The organism is Acidiphilium sp. 20-67-58 (genome assembly GCF_002255515.1).
Classification (GTDB): Bacteria; Pseudomonadota; Alphaproteobacteria; order Acetobacterales; family Acetobacteraceae; genus Acidiphilium.
This window is the reverse complement of the sequence record NZ_NCAS01000039.1, coordinates 1-20602: the sequence shown is the minus strand read 5'-3', so window position 1 is coordinate 20602 and position 20602 is coordinate 1. Positions and strand designations below refer to the sequence as shown.

The 20602-nt window shown below is 67.0% G+C and carries 14 protein-coding genes and 1 tRNA gene; 11 read left to right on the top strand and 4 right to left on the bottom strand.

Annotated features, from left to right (window positions below):
• From B7Z76_RS13540 to B7Z76_RS13530, 3 genes are all read right to left on the bottom strand, one after another.
• Positions 1-777 (bottom strand): dTDP-glucose 4,6-dehydratase (locus B7Z76_RS13540; protein ID WP_291344556.1); only part of this gene is annotated, 777 nt, incomplete at its 3' end.
• A gap of 324 nt (positions 778-1101) precedes the next feature.
• Positions 1102-4884 (bottom strand): glycoside hydrolase family 99-like domain-containing protein, encoded by a 3783-nt coding sequence (locus tag B7Z76_RS13535; RefSeq protein WP_291344554.1) that lies wholly within the window; start codon positions 4882-4884, stop codon positions 1102-1104.
• Positions 4881-6548, bottom strand: a complete 1668-nt coding sequence (locus B7Z76_RS13530; RefSeq protein WP_291344552.1) for an amidase — start codon at positions 6546-6548, stop codon at positions 4881-4883. Before B7Z76_RS13530 ends, B7Z76_RS13535 begins: the two co-directional genes overlap by 4 nt.
• A 74-nt stretch (positions 6549-6622) precedes the next feature.
• On the opposite strand from B7Z76_RS13530, the gene B7Z76_RS13525 reads away from it, so the two are divergent.
• A complete protein-coding gene (locus B7Z76_RS13525; protein WP_174504717.1) occupies positions 6623-7804 on the top strand; it encodes an FAD-binding domain-containing protein in 1182 nt (393 codons plus the stop codon).
• Positions 7805-7915: 111 nt separating this feature from the next.
• Here B7Z76_RS13525 and B7Z76_RS13520 read toward each other — a convergent pair whose 3' ends face one another.
• A complete protein-coding gene (locus B7Z76_RS13520) occupies positions 7916-8692 on the bottom strand; it encodes an SDR family oxidoreductase (protein ID WP_174504718.1) in 777 nt (258 codons plus the stop codon).
• Between the two features lie 117 nt (positions 8693-8809).
• On the opposite strand from B7Z76_RS13520, the gene B7Z76_RS13515 reads away from it, so the two are divergent.
• The 10 genes from B7Z76_RS13515 to B7Z76_RS13470 all read left to right on the top strand — a co-directional run bounded on the left by B7Z76_RS13515 (position 8810) and on the right by B7Z76_RS13470 (position 20056).
• Positions 8810-10450: a fatty acid--CoA ligase gene (locus tag B7Z76_RS13515; protein ID WP_291344550.1), complete on the top strand. Its 1641-nt coding sequence runs from the start codon at positions 8810-8812 to the stop codon at positions 10448-10450.
• A 123-nt stretch (positions 10451-10573) separates the two neighbouring features.
• Positions 10574-12073 (top strand): MmgE/PrpD family protein, encoded by a 1500-nt coding sequence (locus tag B7Z76_RS13510; protein ID WP_291344548.1) that lies wholly within the window; start codon positions 10574-10576, stop codon positions 12071-12073.
• Positions 12074-12092: 19 nt separating this feature from the next.
• A complete protein-coding gene (prpC, locus tag B7Z76_RS13505; protein WP_291344546.1) occupies positions 12093-13244 on the top strand; it encodes a 2-methylcitrate synthase in 1152 nt (383 codons plus the stop codon).
• Between the two features lie 10 nt (positions 13245-13254).
• Positions 13255-14169, top strand: a complete 915-nt coding sequence (gene prpB, locus B7Z76_RS13500; RefSeq protein ID WP_174504722.1) for a methylisocitrate lyase — start codon at positions 13255-13257, stop codon at positions 14167-14169.
• A 27-nt stretch (positions 14170-14196) separates the two neighbouring features.
• Entirely contained in the window at positions 14197-15372 is a 1176-nt protein-coding gene (locus B7Z76_RS13495; RefSeq protein WP_174504723.1) for an acyl-CoA dehydrogenase family protein, read from the top strand.
• A complete protein-coding gene (locus tag B7Z76_RS13490) occupies positions 15369-16442 on the top strand; it encodes an enoyl-CoA hydratase/isomerase family protein (RefSeq protein ID WP_174504724.1) in 1074 nt (357 codons plus the stop codon). Before B7Z76_RS13495 ends, B7Z76_RS13490 begins: the two co-directional genes overlap by 4 nt.
• Before the next feature lie 13 nt (positions 16443-16455).
• Positions 16456-17355: a 3-hydroxyisobutyrate dehydrogenase gene (mmsB, locus tag B7Z76_RS13485; RefSeq protein WP_291344543.1), complete on the top strand. Its 900-nt coding sequence runs from the start codon at positions 16456-16458 to the stop codon at positions 17353-17355.
• A gap of 39 nt (positions 17356-17394) precedes the next feature.
• On the top strand, positions 17395-19116 hold the full coding sequence (locus B7Z76_RS13480) for an AMP-binding protein (RefSeq protein ID WP_291344541.1): 1722 nt from the start codon (positions 17395-17397) through the stop codon (positions 19114-19116).
• Positions 19117-19151: 35 nt separating this feature from the next.
• Positions 19152-19919 carry an SDR family NAD(P)-dependent oxidoreductase gene (locus B7Z76_RS13475; protein WP_174504727.1) on the top strand — a complete coding sequence of 256 codons (768 nt, stop codon included), beginning with the start codon at positions 19152-19154 and terminating at the stop codon, positions 19917-19919.
• A gap of 62 nt (positions 19920-19981) precedes the next feature.
• A tRNA-Val gene (locus B7Z76_RS13470) sits at positions 19982-20056 on the top strand.
• The last annotated feature ends 546 nt before the right edge of the window (positions 20057-20602 follow it).

Genomic DNA, 20602 nt, shown 5'->3' with positions numbered 1-20602 from the left:
GAGATTGGAGCGGGGCTGACGGGCGCCGATGGCGTAGGTCTCGCCGGGCGTGCCGGTGAGGGCGACGGCAAGGAGCGCCTCGGCGTGATCCTCGACGAATAGCCAGTCCCGCATGTTGGAGCCATCGCCGTAGACGGGCAGGGGTTTGCCTTCCAGCGCGTTGATCAGCACCAGCGGAATGAGTTTCTCGGGGAACTGCCAGGGGCCGTAATTGTTGGTGGTGTTGGAGACGATGGTCGGCAGGCCGTAGGTATGCTGCCAGGCGCGGACAAGATGATCCGAGGCGGCCTTGCTGGCGGCATAGGGGCTGCGGGGGTTGTAGGGGGTGGTTTCGGTGAACGGGGCATCGCCGGGTTCGAGGGCGCCGAACACTTCGTCGGTCGAGATGTGGTGGAAGCGGAAGCGGCGCCGGGCAGGCTCGTCCAGGGTGGCGAACCAGGCGCGGACGGCCTCGAGCAGGACGAAGGTGCCGGTAATGTTGGTGTCGATGAAATCGCGCGGCCCGTCGATCGAGCGGTCGACATGCGATTCGGCGGCGAGATGCATCACGATGTCCGGCCGGTGCGTCTCGAAGACGGCGCGCATTGCCGTGGCATCGGTGATGTCGGCCTGGACAAGGTGATGACGCGGGTGCCCCAGTGCCTCGCCCAGAGCCTCTTCCGAGGCGGCGTAGGTCATCTTGTCGACCGTCACTGCCTCATGGGGCGTATGACCGACGATACGCCGGACAACAGCCGAACCGATAAACCCACAACCGCCAGTAATAAGAAATTTCATTTGAGATCAGGCATATCTTCAAAAATAAACGAGGCCGATAATTGGTCTCGCTCAAATGTTGGAATTTATAGACAATAACAAATCAATTTACGGATGGACGCAGAGACAATGACCTCGACTTCCATGTTTGTAACTAGCATTTCTGACGGTATAAGAAAACGGTCTGATCTAAGAAATATTAGAATAATATTTGATCTAAATCATCAAAAAATCTAAAAATATATTATATTTTAAAAATCAATATAATTTTGAAATAAGCCTAATTTTTTGAACAAAAAAATCCGATATGGTTACGATATCGAATGTAAATCTTAAAATTTAGTTTCAACTCCGCCTGGCTGATCCGCGAGGAGCTTTCTGCCCTGTGCCTCGGGCTGAGGTGGCGCTGCCAGCGCTGGGCCGGGCACGGTGGGCGAATTCGTCCCGCCAGCGGCGCTGCGCGGCCCGAATATCGTCGTCGAGATCGAGCAGCCGGTCCGCGATGTCATGGATCCGGGCGATTTCCTCAAGATGCGCGGCGGCGGCGAGGGTGCCGGTTGCGCCGGCTTCGTGCCGGCGGTGGATGTTCAGCGGTTCGGCGACCCACACGACATTGCCCGCCGCATGGGCAAGCATGTCGAGGTAAAGCCGCCAGTCGCCGGCAAGGCGAAATGTCGGGAGTTCGTCGCCGAGGCGGGAGAGGCTGGCCAGCAGGGAATCCCGCCGGAACAGCACGCCGCTCACATTCAGCACGAGATTGCGCACCGCAAGGAAGCGGGTGGCGAACTCTCGCGCCCCCATCGTCATCGACGTCGCGAGTTCCGGCGCGCCGGCTTCGAGGTAATAACGCCGGTAATCCGGCATGAGCGGGTTGCCATCGGCATCGATGCTCCGAGAGTCGGCGATTGCCATCACCGCGTCCGGCGCGGCGGCGAGGGCGTCGACCAGAGCGGCGAGGAGGCCTGGCGCGGCATCGTCATCGGCTTCGGCAATCCAGACGAAAGTGCCACGCGCCTTTTCAGCAGCTTCACGCCATTGGCCGAAAGGCGAGCCGGTATTGCTCGCGTTGGTGCGGATGGACAGGCTGCGGCGCCATGTCGCGGCGGTCTCCCGTGCGACCTTGACCGAATTGTCGGTCGAGGCGTCGTCGAACAGGGTGATGTCCTCGACCGGGTAGGTCTGGCCGAAAATTCCGGCCAGGCGGCGCGGGAGATGTTGCTCGTAATTGTAGTTGGTCACGAAACACGAGATCCGCACAAGATCGGGCTTGGCCAGCGCCAACAGGTGGCGGGCATAGGCGTTGAAGTCGAACCGCCGCGCGGCTTCGGCGCTAATGCGAGGCCGGTCGGCCGCGAGGGCTGCATGATCGAGCCGCGCGGCGGTCGCCGCTGCGAAGGCGGCGACGTCGCCGGCTGGCACGCTGGCACCCGCGCCGGTTTCGCGCAGGAGGTCGGGGATGCCGCCGGCGCCCGCGAAGGCAATCGCGGGCAGGCCGGCGCTCATGGCCTCGATTACCGTCGTCGGCAGCGGATCCTCGCGCGAGGTCAGCGCGTAGAGATCGGCGCCGCAATAGGCAGGCGCGACGTCGCTGGTGAAGGGCAGCAGCTGGAAGCGGCCGGTCTCGCGCGCTGCGTCGATCTCGGTCCCGAGATAGTCGCGGACCCAGAGATGGGTCTCGCCGAGCCAGATGAAGTGGATATCCCGCCGAGTCGTGACGAGCAGGCGGAAAACCTGCAGGAACAGGTCGAACCCCTTGCGCAGGTCGCCGAAACCGACACCGAGCACGACAAAGGCGCCCGGTGGGATGCCGTGACTGGCGCGGAAGCGTTTGCGCGCCGCCGCGTCGTAGCTGACATTCTGATAGTTGCCCTGGGGGACGACATGCGCCGCGGGGGCTATATCAAGCGCCGCGCATAACGTGTCGCGCACGTGCTCCGATGAGAACACAGTCGCGGCCGCCGCGCGCATGCCCTGGCGGGCGACGCCGCGCAGCGATTTCTCCTCCACCAGCCGCGGCATTTCATGAACCAGCAAAACGCCGCGAAGTCCCTGTTCGGCCAGCGGTATGCAGACCCGCGCCGAGGCGAGGCTGTTGACGATCGCGGCGTCGATTCCCAGCGCGCGGTAGGATGCGACATGACGTTGCAGCGCCGCCTCGTTGGGGGCGAGGTCGACGATGCCCTCGGCCTCGTAGTCCGGAACAAGTTCGCCGCCGCTCAGCAGCAGGATGCGCGGGACGATGCCATGTTCCCGGCGCAGGGTGCGGGCGAGGTGCAGAAGCAGCATCTGCGCGCCATGGGGCAGGGCGTCGTGCCCTACCAGCAGGATGTTCGGGGCGGCTCCTGCGGCTGCGCGGCCGGCAATCGCACGGGCGGTGGCATTCAGGAAGGCGGCGCCATAATGCAGGTCGGGTTCGAGATAGGCGCCCTCGGCCCATTCGTTCCACGCGTTGATGCAGACGATCGGCTCGCCCTGCACCGGATTGCGGCGGGCCCGCTCGATCAGCGCGGCAAGCCAGGCCTGGTATGTCGCCGGTGTTGCGTCATGCAGCACGACTCCCGCGCCCTCGCGGCGGGGGTCGTTGTCCCAGCCGGTCACGGCGGTGCGGATCAGCGGATAGGCGGGGTCGGGGTCGGCGAGGGACGTGGCGACGATGTCGTTGTAATGATAGACATCGGCCGAAAACTCGGGATCGAAAAGATCGAGCGAGGCGTTCAGCTTCGGCGTGTCCACGACGAGCTTGTGCGGGGGAAATTCGACGGCGCCGTCGAGACCGTGCCGCCTCGGGTCGTAGTCATGGAAGCTCTGGGCCATGAAAAGCAGGGGATCCTCGCCGTGGCGATCCATGAACAGCCGGCGCCAGCGGGCGATGGTCGCTTCCGGGTCGGGGATGAGCGCGGCGCGGTAGATCATGAGCAGCGGCCGGCCTTCGAGCCGGATGTAGCGCGGATCGGCGAAATGGCGGGCGAAATCGTCGACCAGCGCCGTGTCGTCCTGCGGGAGATAGTCCTGGGCGAGCAGGATTTCGCGCTCCAGCCCGTCCCACCGCCGGGTCCAGTTCTCGTTCGCCCACATCAGGCAGAACTTCATGTCGAGCGAGGGGTCGGCAAGGAAGCGCTCGACCGGCTTGTCCAGCAGTCGCCGGCGGTTGAACCAGTAGTAGTAGAACACGAAACCGCCCAGGCCCGCCTCCTTTGCCATGGTAATCTGGCGGGGCATGACCGAGGGGTCATCGAGCGAATAGAAGCCGAGATCGCGCGGCGCGCGGGGTTGGTAATGCCCGGCGAAGCGGGGGGTGGCACGGGCCAGATTTGTCCATTCGGTGAAGCCGGTTCCCCACCAGGCGTCGTTTTCCGGGATCGTGTGGAACTGCGGCAGGTAGTAGGCGAGAACGGTGGCAAGACGCGGCGCGCCTGCCGGCAAGGGCTGGCGCGGCTCGAAACTGTCGGCCGGGCGGGTTGCCGCGCGCACCGCGCCGGCGATGAGCCGTTCGGCGGTGGGCCGAACCGGCTGGAACCCGCCGTCGCGATGCGCGAGATAATGCAGGAACGGATTGCCGCCGGCGATCTCGGTGGCATAGCGGGCGGCGTAGAAGGCGATGTCGAAATCAGGGCAGGGGTCGCGCAACTCGGAAGCGCCGAAAGCGCAGAAATGTTCGAACGGATCGTTGCCGGAGGCCGCGACATCGGGGTTGTGGTCGAGGTACCACCGGGAATCGAACAATGGGACCGGGCTGACCTTGCCGGTGCGGCGGCGGGCGAGGTAGTCGGCGAGGGCGTTCTGGGCCTCCGGGATGCCGTAGCTCTCACGATACCAGGCGGCGTGGAACAACGGTGACGGATCGCGTCCCTCGCGATCGCCGAACTGAATGTAATGCAGCAGCGGATTGACGCCGGAGGTGGCGATATCCGGATTGCGGGCGAGATAGTAGGCGGGATCGAAGAACGGGTTCGGCCGAAGACCGACGCGCCAGCCCCGATCGCAGAAATCGACCAGCGGATCGGTGTCTTTGGGCAGATCCCGCGCCTGCAGCGTGTAATGGCCGGGATCGAACAGGGTGCTCGCGCGAATGATGTGAAGTTGGTCCGCGATATCGTGCGCGTTGGGGGCCGTTTCGGGTTGTTTCATCCGGCGCTGTGTCCTTTCATGCCGCCGCGCCGGCTCAGCGGCGGGCGGAGGTCGAGCGCGCAGCGCCCGGCGAGGGCGTGGCCCGCGGCGAGCAGCCTGGCTTCGTCGAACAGCTTGCCCCACAGGCAGAGCGCCGCCGGCACGGGTCGCGGCGGTGCCTGTTCGGGGGCGGCGAGCCCGGCCGAGGGGCGAGGGGGCGTGTTGGTGAAGCCGATGGGCATGCACAGGCAGGGATGGCCGGTGAAGGCTGCCAGCGTGTGCAGCGGGCCGGCGGCGAAAGGGGCGGCGAGAAGATCGACCTCGGCGAAGAGATCGGCCATCGCCTGCATCCCGCGCCGGCGCAAGCGATCGAGCTGGACATGATCGACCGCCGAGAGAAACCGGGCGAGGCGGAACTGGTTCGGCCAGGCGGCCTCGTCCTGCCGGGCGAGCAGATCATCGCGGTCCGAAAGCGTGAGCGGCTCGAAGCTGGCGGCGGCTTCGGCCATCAGCAGTGAAACGAGGCTCTCCCAGGGCAGCTTCGGCAGCGCCACCCGCACGAGGGTGACGCCGAGCGCGCGCAGCCTGTCCAGCGCCCGCCGCGCCGCGCCGCATTCGGTGCCGGCGAAATCGCCGTCGAGAACGCCAAGCCGCAGGCCCTCGGGGTTGCCTGCGGCAGCGCCGCCGAAAGGGATATCCCGGCTCGACGGATCGCCGGGGTCGGCGCCGTTGAGGGCGGCGAGCACGAGTGCCGTGTCGGCGATGTCGCGGCAGAGCGGCCCGATCCGGTCGAGGCTCGGGCACAGCGGCATGACGCCGGTGCGCGCGATCCTGCCAAAGCTCGGCCGCAGGCCAACGGCGCCGCAGCGCGCAGCGGGGGCGACGATCGAGCCGAGGGTTTCGGTGCCGAGCGCGAAGCCGCAGAGCCCCGCGGCAACGGCCGCGGCCGAACCGGACGACGAGCCAGAGGCGCCTTCATCGGGGTTCCAGGGATTGCGGGTGCGTCCCCCATGCCAGACATCGCCATAGCCCAGCGCGCCCACCACCGTCTTGCCCAGCAGCACGGCGCCGGCCGCGCGGGCCCGCCGCACGACAACCGCATCCTCCTGCGGGAGGCGGTCGCGGAACGGTTCCGCGCCCCAGTCGGTGACGATGCCGGCCGTGTCGATCAAATCCTTGCAGGCCCAGGGAACGCCATGCAGCGGTCCGGCCCAGTCGCCCCGCGCGGCGCGGTGATCGAGGGCGGCTGCGTCGTCCAGCGCTGCCGGGTTGAGCCGGGCGAAGGCGCCGAGGGCGGGATCGAGCCGGGCGATCCGCTCGAAATAGATGGTGGTCAGCCGCACCGCGCTCAGCTCGCCGGCGCGGATCCAGGCGGCCTGGGCGCTGGCGGGGGCAAAGGCGATCGCCTCGTCGTCTTCGGCCCCGGGAAAGGGAAGCGTCGGGCGGGGCAGGATCAGCGGCCCGGGATCGGGCATGTCGAAGCCCGGCAGGCGCGGTTCGAACACGCAGGCCGGCGCCAGATCATCGTCCAGCGTCACCGCGCGGCGGGCGCGGGCGAGATCGATCTGGGCCGCGATGGCCTGGGCAATCAGCGCCCGCTCCGGCGCGGTCTGCTCGATGCCGAGGACGCGTTCCGCAGCAGCGATATCGGCGCTGGTCGCTTCGTGCCGGATCTGTTTGTCCACTCAAACCTCCCGTCAGTCTGTTTCGCCGATCCCGCCGGCATTGCCAAGAGCCGCGGAGGCGCCATCTGCCGGGCATGAGTTCCGAACCGATACCGACCCGCGCCGCCGGGCTGCAGCATCTCGCCGATTTCCTGCCGCGCGCCGGAGCGCGCTACGCCGCCGGCCGCAATACCGATCCGGGACCGGAGACGAAAGGTGCGGTCTCGCGCCTGTCGCCCTGGCTGCGTCACCGGCTGCTCACCGAGGCGGAGGTGGCGCGGGCGGCGATGGCGGCGCATGGCGAGGCGGCGACAAAATTCATCGAGGAGGTGGGCTGGCGAACCTACTGGAAGGGCTGGCTGGAGCACCGGCCCGGCGTGTTCGAGCTCTATTGCGCCGGGTTGCGGCGGGCGGAGAACCGGCTGGCGACCGAAGCGGGGCTGCGGCGGGCCTTTCACGATGCCTGCGCGGGGCAGACCGGGATCGACTGTTTCGATTCATGGGCGCGGGAGATCGCCGCGCGGAATTATCTGCACAATCATGCGCGGATGTGGTTCGCCTCGATCTGGATCTTCACGCTGCGTCTGCCCTGGGAACTCGGGGCAGATTTCTTCCTCCGGCACCTGCTCGATGGCGATATCGCATCTAACACATTGTCATGGCGGTGGGTGGCAGGGCTACATACGCCGGGCAAGCACTATCTCGCGCGGGCGGAGAATATCACGCGCTTCACCGGCGGACGGTTCGATCCGCGCGGGCTGCTCGACGAGACGGCGGAACCGCTCGCGGAAACAATGACACCGGCGGCGGCGCGGGCGCCGCGCTTCGACCCGCCGCCTTCGGGCGATGTCGCGCTGCTGCTGCATGAGGAGGATTGCGCGGCCGAGATGCTCGATCTTGCCGGCTGCACGGTGCGGGCGGTGGCGGCGGTGGCGATGCCGGAGGCGCGGGCGCGCGGCGGGGTAGCGCCGGCGGTGGCTGCCTTCGCCCGCGGTGCGGTGATGGATGCGATGGCGCGGGCGGCGGCGCTGTTCGGCGTTGGCCCGGTGTTGCTGGAAGTGGACGATCTCGCCGGCTGGGCGGCGGCGCACCGGCTGACGGTGGTGACCGCGCATCCGCCCATCGGGCCGGTCGCGCAGGCGCTGGCGGCGGCGGATGTGGGGGCGGCGCGCATTGCCCGCGCCTGGGACCGCGCCTTGTGGCCGCATGCGGGGCGCGGGTTCTTCGGCTTCCGCCCCCGGATCGGCGACGCGGTGGCCGCCGCGTCCGGGGACTGAGCGGCGCTTAGAGCATCATCCGATCAGATGGAATCATCTGATCGGATAAAGATGCTCTATTTATCAACAAGATAGAGCACTACATCCGATCCGGAAGGATCGGAAAGTGCTCTAGATCACGCCGGAGCCGCCATCGACCGCGAGGATCTGGCCGGTGATGTGGCCGGAGGCGGCGGTGCAGAAGAGCAGGGCGGCGCCCTTGAGGTCGGCATCGTTGCCGAGCTTGTTCATCGGCGTCTTCGCCAGGATCTTTTCCTCGAACTGGCCGAGGAGCCCACGCGTCATCTTCGAGGGGAAGAAGCCGGGGGCGAGCGCGTTCACCGTGATGTTGTGCGGACCCCATTCGGCGGCGAGCGCGCGGGTCATGTTCACCACCGCACCTTTCGAGGTGTTGTAGGGGATGGTGCCGGTGATGTCCGGGTGATGGCCGCGCAGCCCCGCGATCGAGGCGATGTTGAGCACCTTGCCGAACTTGCGGGGGATCATCGAGCGGGCGGCGATCGCCTGGGTGAGGAAGAACAGGTTGTTGACGTTGAGGTTCATCACCCGCGCCCAGGCCTCGGGCGTGACGTCGACCGCAGGGGCACCCCAGGTGGCGCCGGCATTGTTCACCAGGATATCGACCGGGCCGGCGGCCAGCACCGAGTCGGCCAGCGCCTTCGGCCCGTCTTCCTTGCCGAGATCGCTGACATGGGCGGTGGCGGTGATGCCGAGACCGGCGAGGTGCTTCACCGCCTCGTCCAGTTCGTCCGCCTTGCGCGCGGAGATGGCGATCGTGGCGCCGAACTCGCCGAGCGCCTCGGCGATCTGCAGCCCGAGCCCGCGCGAGCCGCCGGTGATCAGGGCGCGCTTGCCGGTCAGGTCGAACAGGGATTTCAGAGCGATCATTCGGGTTTCCTCATCGTTGCTGGCCCGTTCCGGGCGGGGTTGACGGGCGCGATACGCGTCTATCCTATGGGGCGCAAGCCCTCCTGCCAATCGGGGGCGAACCGGAGGATGTGACCCATGAACGAGGCGTACGAACCGTTCCGCTACCGGCTGCTGATCGGCCAGTTGCTGAAGATGCCGATCGCGCAGGCAAGCCGTCGGGAGATCGTCTATCGCGGGGACACGCGGCTGACCTATTCGCAATTCGCCGCCCGCGTGCACCGGTTCGGCGGTCTTCTGGGCGAACTCGGCGCCGGCATGGGCACGCGCGTCGCCTTCATGGACTGGGACAGCCACCGCTATCTCGAGGCCTATTTCGCGGTGCCGATGGCCGGCGCTGTGCTGATGATGGTGAATATCCGCCTCAGCCCCGAGCAGATCGCCTACACGATCGATCATTCCGGGGCGGAAATCCTGTTCGTGCACGCGGATTTCCTGCCGGTTCTGGCGGCGATCCGCGAGCAGCTGCCGAAGCTGCGCAAGGTGGTGCTGATCCGCGACGACGAGAGCGCCGTGCCGGAGGGTTTCGCCGGCGAGTATGAAACGATGCTGGCGGCGACGGCGCCGCTCGCCGCGTTTCCGGAATTCGACGAGGACACGCTGGCGACGACCTTCTACACGACGGGCACGACCGGCCTGCCCAAGGGGGTGATGTTCACCCACCGCCAGCTCGTGCTGCACACGCTGATGGTGCTGACCGGGATCAATGTTTCTGGACTGAATGGCGGCCTCTCCCGCGAGGATGTCTACATGCCGCTGACGCCGATGTTTCATGTCCACGCCTGGGGGTTTCCCTATGCGGCGACGATGCTCGGCATGCAGCAGGTCTATGTCGGCCGGTTCCAGCCCGACACCGTGCTGCGCCTCCTGGCGGAGGAGAAGGTCACGGTTTCGCATTGCGTGCCGACGATCATGCACATGCTTCTCAACGCGCCGGCTGGGAAAGCGGCGGATTTCAGCCGCTGGCGCGTCGTCATCGGCGGTTCGGCGCTGCCGCGCCCGCTCTGTGAGGAGGCGCTGGCGCGTGGGATCGACATCTATGCCGGATATGGCATGTCCGAAACCTGCCCGGTGATGACGCTGGCGCAGTTGCGCGGCGATATTCTCGACACGCTGCCGGACCGGGTCGAGGCCGAGATCGGCTATCGGATGGCGGCGGGCCTGCCGGGGCCGCTGGTCGAGGTGCGCATCGTCGACGACGAGATGAACGACGTGCCGCATGACGGCAGGTCGGTCGGCGAGGTGGTGACGCGCACCCCTGCGCTCACCCCCGGCTATGCCGGAAACCCGGAAGCCTCGGCGGCGCTGTGGCGCGGCGGCTGGCTGCATACCGGCGATATCGGCACGATCGACGCGGATGGATATCTGCGGATCGTCGACCGGGTGAAGGACGTGATCAAGACCGGCGGGGAGTGGATTTCCTCGATCGGGCTGGAGGAGATCCTGCTCACCCATCCGGCCGTCTCCGAGGCGGCGGTGGTCGGCATTCCCGACGAGCGCTGGGGCGAGCGCCCGGTGGCTTTCGTCGTGCTTCGCGCGGGCATGGAGGCCGACGAGGCGGCGCTGCGCAGTCATGTCCAGGCCCGCGCCGATGCCGGCGCGATCTCGCGATACGCGGTGCCCGACCGGGTGGTTCATGTCGAGGCCCTCGACAAGACCTCTGTCGGCAAGCTCGACAAGAAGGCGATGCGGGCCCGCGCCGTGGGTGCGGACGGGTGAATTCACAAAATTTGCAATACCGTCGCGGTGCTTTGATCCAACTTGCTGCAATTCGCTTGTCATCTGCGAAGTGCCGGGTCTATTGCGACTAGTCATCATCCTGCAACCACGAGCGGAACCGCCATGAAACTTCACGAAGTCCGTGTTCACCCCTCGAAATCGCTGCTCAAGCGCGATAATCAGCTGGCCTGGAAGATCGCCGGCGTGGCGGCGGACAAGGTGACCGTCGACAAGGACGTGACGGCGATGATCATCAACCGGATCATCGACAACGCGGCGGTGGCGGTGGCTTCGGTCAATCGCGGGCCGGTGGTTTCGGCGCGGGCCATGGCGCTCGGCCATGCGAAACGCGGCGGGGCGACGGTGTTCGGCCTGCCGGCGCGCAAGACGGTGAGCCCGGAATGGGCGGCCTGGGCAAACGGCACGGCGGTGCGCGAGCTCGATTATCACGACACCTTCCTCGCCGCCGACTATTCGCACCCGGGCGACAATATTCCGCCGATCCTCGCGGTCGGCCAGGTGATGGAGCGCTCCGGGCGCGACCTGATCCGCGGCATCGCGACCGGGTACGAGATCCAGATCAACCTCGTGCGGGCGATCTGCCTGCACGAATGGAAGAAGGATCACATCGCGCATCTCGCCCCGGCGCAAGCGGCAGGCATCGGCGCGCTGCTCGGGCTGAAGCAGGAGACGATCTTCCAGGCGGTGCAGCAGGCGGTGCATGTCAGCTTCACCACGCGGCAGAGCCGCAAGGGCGAGATCAGCTCGTGGAAGGCCTTCGCACCCGCCCATGCCGGCAAGCTCGCGATCGAGGCGGTCGACCGCGCGATGCGTGGCGAGGGCGCGCCGAGCCCGATCTATGAGGGCGAGGACAGCGTGATCGCCTGGATGCTGGGCGGCAAGGACGCGGTCTATCATGTGCCGCTGCCGGGCAAGGGCGAGGCCAAGCGCGCGATCATGGACAGCTACACCAAGGAGCATTCGGCCGAGTATCAGAGCCAGGCGCTGATCGACCTCGCTTTCCGGATGCGCGAGCAGATCGAGACTTTCGACGCGATCGAAAAGATCACGATCCACACCTCGCACCACACCCATTACGTGATCGGAACCGGGGCGAACGACCCGCAGAAGATGGACCCGAAGGCGAGCCGCGAAACGCTCGACCACTCCATCATGTATATCTTTGCGGTCGCGCTGCAGGATGGCACCTGGCACCATGTCGACAGCTACGCGCCGAAGCGGGCGCGGCGGGCGGATACGGTGGCGCTGTGGCACAAGATCGAAACCGCCGAGGACCCGGAATGGACGCGCCGCTACCACGCCACCGATCCGGCCGAGAAGGCCTTCGGCGGCCGCGTCGAGATCCGGTTCAAGGATGGCAGCACGCTGGTCGACGAACTGGCGGTGGCCAACGCGCATTCGCTCGGCGCCCGCCCCTTCGAGCGCGCGGACTATATCCGCAAGTTCGAGACGCTGACCGACGGCATCATCTCGCCGCGCGAAGCCGCCCGCTTCCTTGAAGCGGTGCAGGACCTGGCGCGGCTGCCGGCGGGCGAGCTCGACCGGCTGAATGTCGCCTTGCCCGCGGGCGCGCTGCTCGAAGGCAAGCCGGGCATCTTCTGAGACGCAAGGAACAGACAGCATGAGCGAGACCACGACGGCGCCGAAGCCGAAGAAGTCGGTCGCCCTTTCGGGGGTTGCCGCGGGTAATACCGCGCTGTGCAGCGTCGGCCGCAGCGGCAACGACCTGCATTACCGCGGCTATGACATTCTCGACATTGCCGAGACGTGCAGCTTCGAGGAGATCGCGCATCTGCTCATCCATGGCACGCTGCCCACCTCGGCGGAGCTTTCGGCCTATCTCGCGAAACTGCAGGCGCTGCGCGGGCTGCCGGATGCGGTGCGCAAGGTGATGGAGGCGCTGCCGGCGGCGGCGCACCCGATGGACGTCATGCGCAGCGGCGTCTCCGCCCTGGGCTGCGTGCTGCCGGAGGCGCACGACCACAACCCGGCCGGTGCGCGCGACGTGGCGGACCGGCTGATCGCCTCACTCGGCTCGATGCTGCTCTACTGGTATCATTTCAGCACCAATGGCCGTCGCATCGAGGTCGAGACCGACGATGGGTCGATCGGCGCGCATTTCCTGCACCTGCTGCACGGCCGGCGGCCGGTCGATGCCTGGGTGCGGGCGATGCATACCTCGCTCATCCTGTATGCTGAACATGAATTCAACGCCTCGACCTTCGCCGCGCGCGTCGTCGCCGGCACCGGGTCTGACATCCATTCGGCGATCACTGCCGGCATCGGTGCGCTGCGCGGGCCGAAGCATGGCGGCGCCAACGAGTTCGCCTTCGAGGTGCAGAAGCGCTACGCCGACCCTGACGAGGCGGAGGCGGATATCCGCCGGCGCATCGAGGCGCGCGAGGTCATCATCGGCTTTGGCCATCCGGTCTATACCATCGCCGATCCGCGCAACGTGGTGATCAAGCGCGTCGCCCAGTCGCTCTCGGAGCAGGCGGGATCGATGAAGATGTTCAACATCGCCGCGGGGATCGAGAGCGTTATGCACGACGCGAAGCGGATGTTCCCAAATCTCGACTGGTTCTCGGCCGTGTCGTACCACATGATGGGTGTGCCGACCGCGATGTTCACGCCGCTCTTCGTGATCGCGCGGACCGCCGGCTGGAGCGCGCACGTGATGGAACAGCGCGCCGACAACAAGATCATTCGTCCCTCGGCCAATTACGTAGGGCCGGAGGATCGCAAGTTCGTGCCGCTCGAAAAGCGCGGCTGAGGAGGGTTCGATGAGCTATCTGCAAGCATCCGGCCTGCCGGAGCGCGCCGCCGGGCTGCGCTTCCGCGAACTCGTCGAGCGCGGGCCGATCGTGCATATTCCGGGCGCGCATAACGGGCTTGCCGGGCGCCAGGCGATGCGGGCCGGGTTCGAGGCGTGTTATCTCTCCGGGGCGGCGATGACCGCCTCGATGGGGCTGCCGGATCTCGGCATCATCACCGTCGACGAAGTGTGTTTCTTCGTCCGCCAGGTGGCGCGGGCCTCCGGCCTTCCGGTGGTCGTCGATGGCGACACCGGCTATGGCGAGGCGCTCAACGTGATGCACATGGTGCGCAGCTTCGAGGATGCCGGTGCGGGCGCCGTGCATATCGAGGACCAGCTGCTGCCGAAGAAATGCGGCCATCTGAACGACAAGAAGCTCGCCGATGCGCGCGACATGGCGGCGAAGGTGGCGGCGGCCGCCCATGCGCGCCGGAATCTCTACATCATCGCGCGCACCGATGCCGCGGCGAGCGAGGGGATGGACGGCGCGGTGGCCCGGGCGAAGATGTATGTCGAGGCCGGGGCGGATGCGATTTTCCCCGAAGCGCTCTACAGCGCCGATATGTTCCGCGAATTCGCCCGCCGGATGCCCGGCGTGCCGCTGCTCGCCAACATGACCGAGTTCGGCCGCACGCCGTTCTTCACCGCCGCCGAGTTCGAGGAAATGGGCTACCGGATGGTGATCTGGCCGGTCACCTCGCTGCGGGTTTCGGCGAAGGCGGTGGAAACTCTCTACACCGCGATCAGGCGCGATGGCGGTGCGCAGAACTGCGTCGAGGCGATGCTGACGCGCGCCGAATTGTACGAGACCATCGACTATGCCGGGTTCGAGGCGCTGGATGCGACGATCGTCAAGACCGTCGTGCCCGAGCCGATCGGCTGACGGAGACGCCGCTTTCGGGAGGAACCAATGAACGCCACGACGCCATCCGACGCAACGCCGCAATTCGCGCTCGATGAGGCGCAGCGCGCGATTGCCGAGATGGCGCGCGGCTTCGCCGATGAGCGGCTCGCACCGCACGCGGTTGCCTGGGACGAGGCGAAGCATTTTCCTGTCGACGTGATCCGCGAGGGTGCCGCCCTCGGCATGGGCGGGATCTATGTGCGCGAGGAGAGCGGCGGCTCGGGGCTGACCCGGCTCGACGCGGCGTTGATCTTCGAGGCACTGGCGACCGGCTGCCCCGCGGTTTCGGCCTATATGTCGATCCACAACATGGTGGCCTGGATGGTCGACCGGTTCGGTGACGACGCGCAGCGCCGGAACCTGCTGCCGGCGCTGGTGAGCATGGAGCATCTCGCCAGCTACTGTCTGACCGAGCCGGGCGCGGGATCGGATGCGGCGGCGCTGAAGACGAAGGCGGTGCGCGATGGCGATGATTACGTGCTCGACGGCGTCAAGCAGTTCATCTCGGGTGCGGGGGCAACCGACCTTTACCTGGTGATGGCGCGCAGCGGCGGCGCCGGGCCGCGCGGGATTTCCTCCTTCTTGGTGCCGAAGGATGCCAAGGGTCTGGGCTTCGGCGCCAACGAACGGAAAATGGGCTGGAACGCGCAGCCGACCCGCCAGGTGATTTTCGAATCCTGCCGTATTCCGGCGCGCTTCCGGCTCGGCGCGGAAGGCGAGGGGTTCCGCATCGCGATGAGCGGGCTCGATGGCGGGCGGGTGAATATTGGCGCCTGTTCGCTCGGCGGCGCGCAGGCGGCGCTGGAGAAGGCGCAGCGATACATGGGCGAGCGCGAGGCATTTGGCCGGCGGCTGGAAGATTTCCAGGCGTTGCAGTTCCGGCTTGCGGATATGGCGACCGAGCTGGAGGCGGCGCGGATCTTCCTGTGGTCGGCTGCAGCTTCACTCGACCGCGGCGAGGCGGACGCGACGCGGCGCTGTGCGATGGCGAAGCGGATCGCCACCGATACCGGTTTCAACGTTGCCAACAACGCGCTGCAACTGTTCGGCGGCTACGGGTATCTCGCCGAATACGGCATCGAGAAGATCGTGCGCGATCTGCGGGTGCATCAGATTCTGGAAGGGACGAACGAAATCATGAGACTGATCGTCGCGCGCGGCCTGGTCGGGCGGAACGCATGAGCGGGGAGATCACCGCGGATGTCGACATCCGGATCGAGGGGCGGGTCGGCCGGATCAGCCTGAACCGGCCGCGGGCGCTGAACGCGCTGACGCACGACATGGAAGTGGCGATCGACGCGGCACTGCTGCGCTGGGCGGATGATCCTTCCGTCGCCTTCGTGATGGTGGACGGGCGCGGCGAGCGCGGGCTCTGCGCGGGCGGCGATATCCGCGCGCTGTACGATGCGGCGAAGAGCGGCGGCGAACGCCTCGCCTTTCCGTTCTTTGGCGACGAATACAGGATGAACGCGCATATCGCGAATTATCCGAAACCCTTCGTGGCACTGATGGACGGGATCGTGATGGGCGGCGGCGTCGGCATTTCGGCGCACGGGTCGCACCGCATCGTCACCGAGCGGACGATGCTGGCGATGCCGGAGGTCGGCATCGGCTTCGTGCCGGATGTCGGCGGCACCTTCCTGCTCGGGCGGATGCCGGGCGAGACCGGCATTCACGCGGCACTGACCGCGCACCGGATGACCGGCGCCGATGCGGTCTCGTGCGGCATCGCCGATCATTATGTGGAAAGCCGGCATCTGCCGGCGCTGACAGCGGCTCTCGCGGCGCTGGTCGATGGCGCCGATGTCGATGACTGCATCGCTGCCTTCGCGACGGCTGCGCCGGCCTCGCCGCTGCTCGCAGCGCGCACCTGGATCGACGATTGCTACAAGGCGCCGACAGCGGAGGCAATTCTCGCGGCGCTGGAGGCGCATGCCGAACCGGCGGCGCGCGAGGCAGCCGCAACGATCAGGCGGATGTCGCCGACCTCGGTGAAGCTCAGCCTGCGCCTCGTGCGTGCGGCGCGGGGCGATGCGAAGGTGGAAACCGCGATCGACCGCGAATTCCGCGTCGCGGTGCGCTGTGTCGCCGCGCATGATTTCGTCGAGGGCGTGCGGGCGCAGCTCGTCGACAAGGACCGCAATCCACGCTGGCAGCCGGCGACGCTCGAAGCGGTGGACGATGACGCGCTCGATGCATATTTCGCGCCGCTCGGCGCCGACGAGCTGGGGCTCGACGCACTAACAACCTGACAGGAGGACACGCATGGCACGGATCGGATTCATCGGCCTGGGCAACATGGGCGGCCCGATGGCCGCCAATCTGGTCCGCGCGGGCCATGCTGTGTTCGGCTTCGACACCGTGCCTGCTGCGCGCGAGGCGGCGGCGGCGGCAGGTGTGACGATCGTCGAGCTTGCCGCCGATGCGGCGCGCGACGCCGATGCGGTGATCACCATGCTGCCTTCCGGCCCGATCGTACGCGCGGTCTATGAGGCGGCGGACGGCATTCTGCCGGCAGCGCGGGCCGGCACGCTGTTCATCGACTGCTCGACGATCGATGTCGATTCTGCCCGTGCCGCGCACGCGGTGGCGGCGGGGCGGGGCATGCTGTCGCTCGATGCGCCGGTCTCCGGCGGGGTGGGCGGGGCCAGCGCGGGGACGCTGACTTTCATGGCCGGCGGCAGCGCCGAGGCGTTCGAGCGCGGCGAGCCGCTGCTGGCGGCGATGGGCCGGCGCATCGTGCATTGCGGCGGGGCCGGGGCCGGGCAGGCGGCGAAAATCTGCAACAACATGATCCTCGGCATCTCAATGATCGCGGTGAGCGAGGCTTTTGCCCTGGCCGACCGGCTTGGGCTCGACCGGCAGAAACTGTTCGACGTGGCTTCCACTGCCTCGGGCCAGTGCTGGTCGCTGACCTCCTATTGCCCGGTGCCGGGGCCGGTGCCGGCGAGCCCGGCGAACCACGAATACCGGCCGGGCTTCGCCGCAGCACTGATGCTGAAGGATCTTGGCCTCGCGATGGAGGCGTCGGCGGCGACCGGGACCGAGACCGCGCTCGGCCGCCATGCGCGCGACATCTACGCCGCCTTCGCCGAAGCCGGGCATGGCGGCGAGGATTTTTCCGCGATCTTCCGGGCGATCTCGGCGGCGTCGAAACCCGCCTGAGCGGTGCCGAGGCGCGGAACCAGAACAAAGGAAACGTCCATGACCGACTTCATCGCCGCGCGGCAGTTCCTTCTCGACCACCGGACCGATCTTGCCGTCGCCTCCGCCGGATTCCGCTGGCCGGAGGCGCGGGATTTCAACTGGGCGCTCGACTGGTTCGACGCGCATCTCGCCCGCGATGCTGGCAGCGCGCAGCGCCCGGCGCTGTGGATCGCCGATCCGGCAGGCGGGGAGGACGTGCGGCTGAGCTTCGCCGAATTGTCCGCCCGCTCGAACCGGACGGCGAATTTCCTCCGCGCCCAGGGCGTGCGGCGGGGCGACCGGCTGATCCTGCTGCTCGGCAATGTCGTGCCGCTCTGGGATGTGATGCTGGCGGCGATCAAGCTCGGCGCGGTGGTGATTCCGGCAACGACCCTGCTGACGCCTGAGGAGTTGCAGGACCGGGTGGAACGCGGAGCGGCGCGTTTCGTGGTGACGACGGCGGACCAGGCGGCGAAGTTCGACGCGGTGGCAGGCTCGTTCCAGCGGATCGCGATCGGCGGCGCGCCCGATGGGTGGACGCCCTACGCGCCGGAGGGCGAGAGCGCCGATTTCGTGCCGGACGGGCCGACGCGGGCGGATGATCCGCTGCTGCTCTATTTCACCTCGGGTACCACGGCGAAGCCGAAACTCGTTCTGCATTCGCATTATTCCTATCCGGTCGGCAGTCTCTCGACGATGTACTGGATCGGGTTGCAGCCTGGGGATGTGCATCTGAACATTTCATCGCCGGGCTGGGCGAAGCACGCCTGGAGCAGTTTCTTCGCGCCGTGGAACGCGGGGGCGACGGTGTTCATCGTCAACCAGCCGCGCTTCGAGGCGAAGGCGCTGCTCGATACGCTGGTCCGCTGCAAGGTGACGACGCTCTGCGCGCCGCCGACGGTCTGGCGGCTGCTGATCCAGAACGATCTCGCACAATGGAAGGTAGCACTGCGCGAGTTGGCCTGCGCCGGCGAGCCGCTGAACGCCGAGATCATCGACCGGGTGCGGGCGATGTGGGGGCTGACGATCCGCGATGGCTACGGCCAGACCGAGACGACCGCGCAGATCGGCAATTCGCCGGGCCAGGCGGTGAAGCCGGGGTCGATGGGGAGGCCGCTGCCGGGCTATCGCATCGCCATTCTCGACCAGGCGAACGATTCGGTGACCGAGGGCGAGGTGGCGCTGCCGCTCGGCGCGGCGCGGCCGGCCGGGCTAATGCGCGGCTATGTCGATGCCGCAACCGGCGCGCTGCGCGGCACCGACGGCGCCTATTACCGGACCGGCGATGTCGCTCAGATCGACGCCGATGGCTATCTCACCTTTGTCGGGCGCGCGGATGACGTGTTCAAGTCGTCCGATTACCGGATCAGCCCGTTCGAGCTTGAGAGCGTGCTGATCGAGCACGCCAGCGTCGCCGAGGCGGCGGTGGTGCCGAAGCCGGACGAGATCCGCCTCTCGGTGCCGGTCGCCTATGTCGCGCTGGTGCCCGGCGCGGTGGCGGACCGGGCGACCGCGCTGTCGATCTTCCGGCATGCGCGAGCGCGGCTGGCGCCGTTCAAGCGCATCCGCGAGATCGTGTTCGTCACCGATCTGCCTAAAACGATTTCGGGGAAGATCCGGCGCGTGCAGCTGCGGCGCGGCGAGGCGGGCGGCGAGGCGGGGCTGGCGGGCGAGGTGGTGCGCTTCGCCGAGAGCGCATTTCCAGAGTTGGCCTCGGGCGAGGGCGGCGCCCAGGCATGATGGCACGCCGGGCAATCTGACGGGGTGGAGTAAAAATGGACATTCGCGACAGGGTATTTCTGATCACCGGCGGTGGCTCCGGGCTTGGTGCGGCCGCGGCGCGTGCACTTGCCGCGCAGGGCGGGCGCGTGATGCTTGCGGATGTGGCCGAGGGGCCGGGCATGGCGCTGGCGGCGGAACTTGGAGCGGCCGCGCGGTTCGTGCGGACGGATGTGACGGATGCCGGCCAGGCGGAGGCTGCTGTCGCGACTGCGCGGGCGGCGTTTGGCGGGCTGCACGGGCTGGTGAACTGCGCCGGAATCGTGCTGGGCGAGAAGGTGCTGGGACGCGACGGGCCGGCATCGCTCGAGCGGTTCGCACGGGTGATTTCGGTAAACCTCATCGGCACGTTCAACATTATCCGCCTCGCCGCCGCGGCGATGGCGGAAGGTGCGCCGGATGAGGGCGGCGAGCGCGGGGTGATCGTGAACACCGCCTCGATCGCGGCGTTCGACGGGCAGATCGGCCAGGCCGCCTATGCCGCCTCGAAGGCCGGGGTGGCCGGCATGACGCTGCCGCTGGCGCGGGAGTTGGCGCGCAACGGAATCCGGGTGATGACGATCGCGCCCGGCGTGTTCGAAACCCCGATGATGGCCGGCCTGCCGGACGAGGCGCAACACACCCTCGGCGCCGCCGTACCGTTTCCGCCGCGACTCGGACGGCCGTCGGAATATGCCGCGCTGGTCTGCCATATCATCGGGAACACGATGCTGAACGGTGAAACAATTCGGTTGGATGGTGCCTTGCGGATGGCGCCGCGCTGACCGGCTCCGACCCTCTTGCATCGCGGGGCGGCGGCCTGTAATACCCGGTGCACCGCATCGGCGGGCGCGTAGCTCAGCGGGAGAGCACTGCCTTGACATGGCAGGGGTCACAGGTTCAATCCCTGTCGCGCCCACCACACAACCCACCGAAATCAAACGGTTTTTTGAGTTGTGCCACGATAACTTATCTTGGTCGTGCGCCTCTTAGATACCACCCAGCTACCACACGAAACCTTGTTTTCTGTCACTTTTGGCAAGTGGTGGTCAGGACGACCATGGATTTTCAGGCCGGTTGTGGGAGTTCGGAACGGCCATCGCGACTGCAATATCGGGCACCCTTTTTGCCACGATTCAGCCGCCAGCGTAGTCGATCACGCGAATCAGAAACCAGCCAGCAACCACCCTGTGCTCCGGTATGCCGCCACACCGATACGTTCTCCACCAGCGCCTTGAGCGTCACGGAACGTGAACCTGAATGTTCGATTGACGGTCTGGCAATTTGATCGGGGTGACAGGGATAAAAATCACGGTCTTTGAAACCGTCCTCCCAAACGCGGGATAACGATTGGGGCATCGTCGCGCAGACTGACGTGCACCCCTGATTGGTACCGTTCAGAAGTAGAGTCCTTTGCTTTGATGGCTGAGGGTTGATGTGATGGCAACGGGGTTGGGGGCATGCCCCC